Annotated in this window: 7 protein-coding genes and 1 pseudogene; 6 read left to right on the top strand and 2 right to left on the bottom strand. The window is 67.5% G+C overall.

Features of this window, described 5'->3' with window-relative positions; all coding sequences use genetic code 11:
• The 5 genes and pseudogenes from RT662_RS02305 to lexA all read left to right on the top strand — a co-directional run.
• Positions 1 to 299, top strand: a pseudogene (locus RT662_RS02305) (anthranilate phosphoribosyltransferase); the annotation flags it as partial.
• Positions 296 to 1,087, top strand: a complete 792-nt coding sequence (gene trpC, locus RT662_RS02300) for an indole-3-glycerol phosphate synthase TrpC (protein WP_313668821.1) — start codon at positions 296 to 298, stop codon at positions 1,085 to 1,087. The pseudogene RT662_RS02305 and the gene trpC, both read left to right, overlap by 4 nt.
• On the top strand, positions 1,084 to 1,554 hold the full coding sequence (gene moaC / locus RT662_RS02295) for a cyclic pyranopterin monophosphate synthase MoaC (RefSeq protein WP_313668819.1): 471 nt from the start codon (positions 1,084 to 1,086) through the stop codon (positions 1,552 to 1,554). The genes trpC and moaC overlap by 4 nt, the downstream gene beginning before the upstream one ends.
• Complete coding sequence (gene glp, locus RT662_RS02290; protein WP_313668818.1) at positions 1,551 to 2,750, top strand: gephyrin-like molybdotransferase Glp; 1,200 nt, start codon at positions 1,551 to 1,553, stop codon at positions 2,748 to 2,750. Before moaC ends, glp begins: the two co-directional genes overlap by 4 nt.
• A gap of 44 nt (positions 2,751 to 2,794) precedes the next feature.
• Positions 2,795 to 3,478: a transcriptional repressor LexA gene (gene lexA / locus RT662_RS02285; RefSeq protein ID WP_313668825.1), complete on the top strand. Its 684-nt coding sequence runs from the start codon at positions 2,795 to 2,797 to the stop codon at positions 3,476 to 3,478.
• Between the two features lie 54 nt (positions 3,479 to 3,532).
• Here the strand turns inward: lexA and RT662_RS02280 are convergent, their stop codons facing one another.
• On the bottom strand, positions 3,533 to 4,594 hold the full coding sequence (locus RT662_RS02280; protein ID WP_313668816.1) for an amidohydrolase family protein: 1,062 nt from the start codon (positions 4,592 to 4,594) through the stop codon (positions 3,533 to 3,535).
• 25 nt (positions 4,595 to 4,619) lie between these two features.
• Entirely contained in the window at positions 4,620 to 6,671 is a 2,052-nt protein-coding gene (locus RT662_RS02275) for a ComEC/Rec2 family competence protein (RefSeq protein ID WP_313668814.1), read from the bottom strand.
• 103 nt (positions 6,672 to 6,774) lie between these two features.
• Between RT662_RS02275 and RT662_RS02270 the strand changes: the two genes are divergently transcribed.
• Positions 6,775 to 6,855: glutamate--tRNA ligase family protein (locus tag RT662_RS02270; RefSeq protein ID WP_313668823.1), on the top strand; the 81-nt coding region annotated here is incomplete at its 3' end.

Here is a 6,855-nt window from a genome sequence, read left to right as displayed (position 1 = left end):
TGGCGCTGGCAAGCGGTGCGCTGACCGCCCAAGCCTTAACCCCGGAAGCCGCCGGCCTGAACCGCCAGCCGAATGAGGCCCTGAAGGGTGGCAGCCCCGAATATAACGCCGAACGGCTGAAGGCCCTGCTCGCCGGCCAACAGGACGCCTATCGCGACATGGTCCTGCTCAACGCCGCCGCCGCGCTCAGCGTGGTCCGCCCCGGCCTGACCCTGCCGCAGGGCGTGGCCGAAGCCGCCACCGCCATTGACAGTGGCGCTGCCGCTGACATCCTCGCCCGCTGGATCGCCTTTCGATGACTGACACGCTCTCCACCATCGTCGCCCACAAGCGCGACCTCTACGCGGCTCGCAAGGCGGCGCGGAGCCTCGCCGATGTGGAGGCCGCCGCCCGCTCAGCCGATGCGCCGCGTGGCTTCATCAAGGCGCTGCACGCCGCCCACGCTGATGGCCGCCATGCCCTGATCGCCGAATGCAAGAAAGCCAGCCCATCCAAGGGCTTGATCCGTGCTGATTTCGATCCCGCTGCCCTTGCTCGCGCCTATGAAGCCGGCGGCGCCGCCTGCCTGTCGGTGCTGACCGAGGAACGCTGGTTCCTGGGGCATGATGATTATCTGGTGGCCGCCCGCGCTGCCTGCGGCCTGCCGGTGATCCGCAAGGATTTCATTGTTGACCCCTACCAGGTGGTCGAAGCCCGCGCGCTGGGTGCGGATGCCATATTGCTGATCATGGCGGCACTGACGGACGCGCAAGCCTCCGAACTGGAAGCGGTGGCGATGGCGTGGGGCATGGACGTGCTGATCGAAGTACATGACGCGCCCGAACGCGACCGCGCGCTGCTACTGAAGACACCGCTACTCGGTATCAATAACCGCAATCTCAAGACTTTGGATGTCAGTCTTCAGACGAGTTTTGATCTTGCAGATACGCCGGGCAAGACACTCGTCGCTGAGTCCGGCCTGACCTCGAACGCTGATCTGGTCGCGCTGGCCGGCGTCGGTATCCGCACCTTCCTGGTCGGTGAAAGCCTGATGCGGCAGACGGACGTGACGGCGGCCACCCGCCAATTGCTCGGCCTCGCCGCATGACCAAGCTCACCCATCTGGATGACCGCGGCGCCGCGCGCATGGTGGACATCAGCGCCAAGGCTGCAACCCGGCGTGAAGCGACAGCGGAAGGCTTCATACATGTTGCAAAGAACGCGCTGCAAGCCATTGCTGAACAAGCCGTAAAGAAGGGCGACGTTCTTGCCACCGCCCGCATTGCCGGCATCATGGCGGCCAAGCGCACCGCTGATCTGATCCCGCTCTGCCACCCGCTGCCGATCGATGCGGTGAGCGTGGATCTGGCCCTTGAGGCCACGGGCATCCGCGCCACCGCCACCGTCGCCACCACCCACGGTACCGGCGTGGAGATGGAGGCACTCACCGCCGTCTCTGCCGCACTTCTCACCGTCTATGACATGGCCAAGGCGCTCGACCGCACGATGCGCATCGACGGCATCCGCCTGTTGAGGAAATCTGGCGGACGCTCAGGGGATTTCGTCGCAGAATGAGTGAGTTGCTGCCCTTTTCGGCAGCGCTGGATCAGCTGCTGATGGGCGTTGAGCCCCTCCCCGCCGAGACGCTGCCGCTCAATCAGTGCGCCGGCCGGGTGCTGGCCGAAGCCATCACGGCCCGCTTCACCCAGCCACCGTTCGATGCCGCCGCCATGGATGGCTACGCGATCCGCTGGGCCGATCTGCACCAGCCCTGGCGCGTGGTGGGAGAAAGCGCCGCCGGCCACGGCTGGGCCGGTACGTTGGGACTCGGCGAAGCGGTGCGCATCTTCACTGGGGCGCCGCTGCCGGCCGGCGCGGATGTGATCGTGGTGCAGGAGGAAGTCGCTCGCGATGGCGACATGGCGCGGCTGAAGGGCGAAGGCCCGCCGCGCACCGGGGCGCATATTCGGCCCAAAGGACAGGATTTTGCGGCCGGTGACTGGCTGATTGCGGCCGGCAAGTGCCTGACTGCTGCCCATCTGGGGCTGGCAGCTGCCGGCGGCTGGCGGGCGCTGCCGGTGGTGCGGCGACCACGGGTGACGCTGATTGCCACCGGTGATGAGCTGGTGTTGCCGGGCAAAACTCCCGGGCCGGGGCAGATCGTCTCCTCCAATCCGCCCATGCTCACTGCCCTGCTGCGCAGTGCTGGAGCCGAGGTACATGATCCCGGCATCATCCCGGACAACCGCGCCGCGCTGGCTGCCGCGCTGACCGGTGCGGAGGCCGACCTGATCATCACCATCGGCGGCGCATCGGTGGGCGATCATGATCTGGTGGTGCCGGTGCTGCGCGAACTTGGCGCTGACCTCGATTTCTGGAAGATCGCGCTGCGACCAGGCAAGCCACTTCTGGCAGGACGGCTTGGCGGCACCCGGGTGCTCGGCCTGCCGGGCAATCCGGTTTCAGCCTTCGTGACGGCGCTGCTGTTTGCCGTGCCGCTGGTCTCGCGCATGGCCGGCCGCCAACACGCGCTGCCAATTGTAACGCTGCCGCTCGCCACCCCCCTGCCCGCCAACGGTTCTCGCCGCGATCATCTGCGGGCGCGGCGCACTCCCGAAGGGGCGGAACCCTTCGCCCGGCAAGACAGCGCCCTACTCTCCCTGCTCGCCAGCGCCGAACTGCTGATCATCCGCGAGGCCCATGCCCCGGCAGCACCAGCCGGCGAACCAGTGTCCTGCATTGCGCTTGACATGTTCCATTCTGTTTTCTAGATGTTCTTCCCATGTTCCGTTTAGGCGGCATGGGAGACAAAGCGATGCTCACCCGCAAGCAGCAGGAATTGCTCATCTTCATCGATGAGCGATTGAAATCCGACGGTGTTTCGCCTTCCTTCGAGGAAATGAAGGAGGCGCTGAACCTGAAGTCCAAATCCGGCGTGCACCGCCTGATCAATGCGCTGGAAGAACGCGCCTTCATCCGTCGCCTGCCCAACCGCGCCCGCGCGCTGGAAGTGCTGCGTCTGCCCGAAGCGCTGAAGGTGGAGAAACCGGCCCTCACGCTCGTTGCCAGCCGCCCTGCCCCGGCTCCGCCGGCGGTCGCGATGTTGGCCGCCAACGACACCATTACCGTGCCGCTGCATGGCCGTATCGCCGCCGGCCTGCCGGTGGAGGCGCTGGAAAGCGACCGCTCTCTCTCGGTGCCATCAGCGCTGCTCGGCCCCGGCGACCATTATGCGCTGGAGGTGTCGGGCGACTCGATGATCGAAGCCGGCATCCACGATGGTGATTACGCCCTGATCCGCCGCTGCGACACGGCGCGGGATGGCGATATCGTCGTGGCGTTGATCGACGATTCCGAAGCGACGCTGAAATATCTGCGCCATGAAAAGGGCCTGATCCGCCTCGATCCGGCTAACAGCAGCCATGAGCCGCAGCGCTACCACCCCGAACAGGTCCGCATCCAGGGCAAACTCGCCGGGCTGCTGCGGCGTTATCACTGACAGCCGATATCCTGTTCCCACGGAGCGCCCGCCCTTACCAGGCGGGCGTTGTCGTTAGAGCGCCAGGCGATAGACCCGCGCTGCAGTGCCGCTGAACAGCGCCGTCTTCTCGTCCTCGCTGGCGGCGGCGCTGACCAGTTTGAAGGCGTTCCACAGCGTGGCGTAATCGCAGGTGCCGCGATCGACAGGGAAATTGCTTTCGAACATGCAACGATCCGCGCCGAACGCCGCGATGGCCGTTTCGATCCATGGTTGCCATTCAGCGGCCAGCATTTCGGCGGTGGCCATCGGTTCGGCCATGAAACTGGCAAAGCCGCCAAAGGGCATGGCCAACCCGCCCACTTTCATGACCACGTTCGGGCAGTCTGCCAACGCCTTGATGTTGCCAGCCCACTCCGCATAATCCGCATCGCGTCGGCCAGCGTAAGATGCGGTGCCAAGCGGTGTGGCAAGGTGATCGCACACGATGGTGAGATCCGGCACGGCGCGGGCCATGGCGACAAGTTCGGGTAACTGCGGCGCCAGCAGCCAGCAATCATAACTGAGGCCCAGTGCCGCCAGTTCGGCCAGGCCCGCGCGGAAGGCGGGTTCGGCGAGCAGGCCGGGCGGGTTCCGCTGCAACATGCCGAGCACGGCGGGATCCGCGTCCCACGCCGGGGAGTGGCGGATGCCACGGAAGCGCGCCGGGGCGGCAGCGAGATGCGCCTCCAGCACCGGACGCACGGCAGCCCCCAAGGTGAGATCGGCATGGCCGACAATGCCGGCGCAGGCCCGCATCGGGCCATAGAGGCCGGATGCGCTCATCGCGGCGACGCCATTGACGAATTCGGTTTCGCCCACACAGCGATTCTCCGCCGGCCCATCGGCGCGGTAAAAGGCGCCGCATTCCAGGAACACGGTGGCGATCACGTTGTGCCCGGCCTTCGCATCGGCGTTCAGTTGATCGAGCAGATAGAGCGGGCTGAGGCTGATGGCCCGTTCAAAATCGGTGGCGCCGGGCACCGCTCGCGGCACGAAGCGCCGATCCCACAAATGATGATGCGGATCCACGATCGGGCGTTCCGGATCGATGATGTTGGCCATGTTCTTCTCCCCTTCCCCAGCATCGTCACTCACCAGCCAGTCGGCAAGCTCGCACTGTTCAGTGGGGCTGCCACGGCCGGTCGCCGGCCGCATCGGCGGCAGTTGCCACGCGCTGCACGTCGAGCCAGATCGCCACGGCCCCGGATTGTGCAAGGGCGGCGGCATCGAGTTTCAGCCAGCGTGGGCGGCACCAATCGGGCAGGCGGCGATCGGAAACGACAATATCGGCCGCCGCACAGGCCGGGGCAAAGCGATCACGCGGGATTAGGCTGCGGCCAGTGGTGGCCAGCACGCGCCAGCGCCGGCCGCCACGCTCCGAATTTGCCACGCAGCTTTCCGCTGAACAGCGCGCCAAGGGCAGACTGCCAAGCCAGACGGCGCTGGCGGGTTCGCTGCCCACCGCTTCCGCCCAATTGTCGATCAGGAAATCGCCAACGCGCTCCCGGGCATGGGCCAGCCGCCCATCGGGCAGCCGCAATGCGAGGTGACGGCCGTCGCTGCTGATCAGCAGATCGGGCACGGCCGCTGCCCAAGCCAACAGCGCCGCGCCCGCCAGCGGCGCCAGCCCCCACCAGCGCGCGTTCGAACGCCACAGCGCCAGCCACAGCCCGCCGGCCGCCCCCAGCGCGAACGCCGGCCCCGGGATGGCGGCGCTGGTGATGATGGCACCGGGCAGCGACGCGGTAAAATCGGCGATTGTGATCAGCTGCTGCATGGCCCAGGCGGCCAGCGGCCACAGCCAGCCAAGTCCCAGGGCTTCGGCGAACATGGCCAGCATCAGCGCCGGCATCACCACGAAACTGGTATAGGGAATGGCGATCAGGTTGGCGGCGATGCCGTACAGCCCGCTGCGGCCGAAGTGATAGAGGCCGATACCCGACAGCGCCAATTCCGCCACCAACCCGGACGCCAGCAGTGACGCCGCCGCGCGGGCCAGCCATTGCCACCAGGGTTCGTCCTCCCGCACCGCCGTCAGCCATTTGCCCAGCCGGCTTTCATACAGGGCGACGATGCCGATGACGGCGGCGAAGCTCATCTGGAAGCTGGCGCCGAGCAGCGCTTCGGGCCGCACCACCAATATGGCGAAGGCCGCCGCCGCCAGCAGCCGCAAACTCAACGCCTGCCGGCCCAGCATCATGCCGACGACGACGATGCAGGCGGCAATCACTGCGCGCACCGTGGGCACCTGCGCGCCGGCGAGCAGCGTATAGGCGAGCCCCGCCAGCGCGCCCGCCGCCAGCGCCAGCGTGGGCACCGGCACCCGCAGCACCAGCCACGGCCACAACCCCAACAGCCAGCGCATCATGAGTGCGACACTGCCCACTACCACCGCAATATGCAGGCCCGAAATGGAGAGCAGGTGCGCCAGGCCCGCATCGCGCATCGCCTGCGCCGTGGCCGGTGGGATTGCCCCCTGCCAGCCAGTGACGAAGGCGGCGGCCACCGCACCCGCCTCCCCTGGCATGCGACCGGTTATCAGCGCCTGCAAGCGGCTGCGCACGCCGGCCAGCCACAGGCCCGGGCCCGGCGGTGGCGCGGCCACGATCGCTACCTGTCCCAGCGCCACGCCGGTTGCGCCATTGCCATCGAACCAGGCACGGCGGGCGAGATCATAGCCGCCCGGCACCGCCATGCCCGACGGCGGGGAGAGCAGCGCTCGTGCCGAGATCATGGTGCCGGCGGCGATCTGGGGCTGCTCACCGCGCAGGCGCAGGCGCAGGCGGTCGACATTGCCGGGCAAGCTCTGATCGTCAGCCGGCACCAGAACCAGGCGCTGATCACCAAAGGCCAGCGGTTCGGCACTTTCCACACGGGCGGTGACGGTGGCGAACACCCGCCCGGCCAGCACCGGATGATGATTCAAGGCGACGCGCAGTTCGGCCACGCCCAGCCCGGCCAGCAGCAGCGCCGCCATCCAGGCCAGCGGCCGCAGACCGGCCAATGCGAGCCCGCCGGCCAACGCCGCCGCACCCAGCGCCGCCGCCTGCCGCCACGGCGCCCATGGCAGCGAAAACCACAGCGCGATGCCGGCCGCCAGCGCCACCGGCAGCCACAAGGGCAGATGCGCGCGTTCGGCATCCAGCCAGCGGTGCCAGCCGGCGATCAGCACTTGCCCCGCGGTTTGTTTCTCTTCGATCCTTCTGCTAACCACCCGCGCGTTCCGTGTGCCCTCCCGGCCACGACCCTGAAGCCCTTGATTGGATGAAACGCGCATGAGCGCAACACAGGATTTGCCCGGCAAGGTCGTCACCCGCTTTGCCCCCTCGCCCACCGGTTTCCTGCACATTGGTGGC

The sequence above is a fragment of the Sandarakinorhabdus sp. genome, assembly GCF_032115815.1.
Lineage (GTDB): Bacteria > Pseudomonadota > Alphaproteobacteria > Sphingomonadales > Sphingomonadaceae > Sandarakinorhabdus.
Note: the sequence above shows the minus strand (reverse complement) of the source record. Positions and strands in the feature narration are given on the sequence as shown.

Bases quoted from the DNA above. Each gene is read 5' to 3' on its own strand.
- moaC (WP_313668819.1), top strand. From the start codon at position 1,084: ATGACCAAGCTCACCCATCTGGATGACCGCGGCGCCGCGCGCATGGTG.
- lexA (WP_313668825.1), top strand. From the start codon at position 2,795: ATGCTCACCCGCAAGCAGCAGGAATTGCTCATCTTCATCGATGAGCGA.
- glp (WP_313668818.1), top strand. From the start codon at position 1,551: ATGAGTGAGTTGCTGCCCTTTTCGGCAGCGCTGGATCAGCTGCTGATG.
- trpC (WP_313668821.1), top strand. From the start codon at position 296: ATGACTGACACGCTCTCCACCATCGTCGCCCACAAGCGCGACCTCTAC.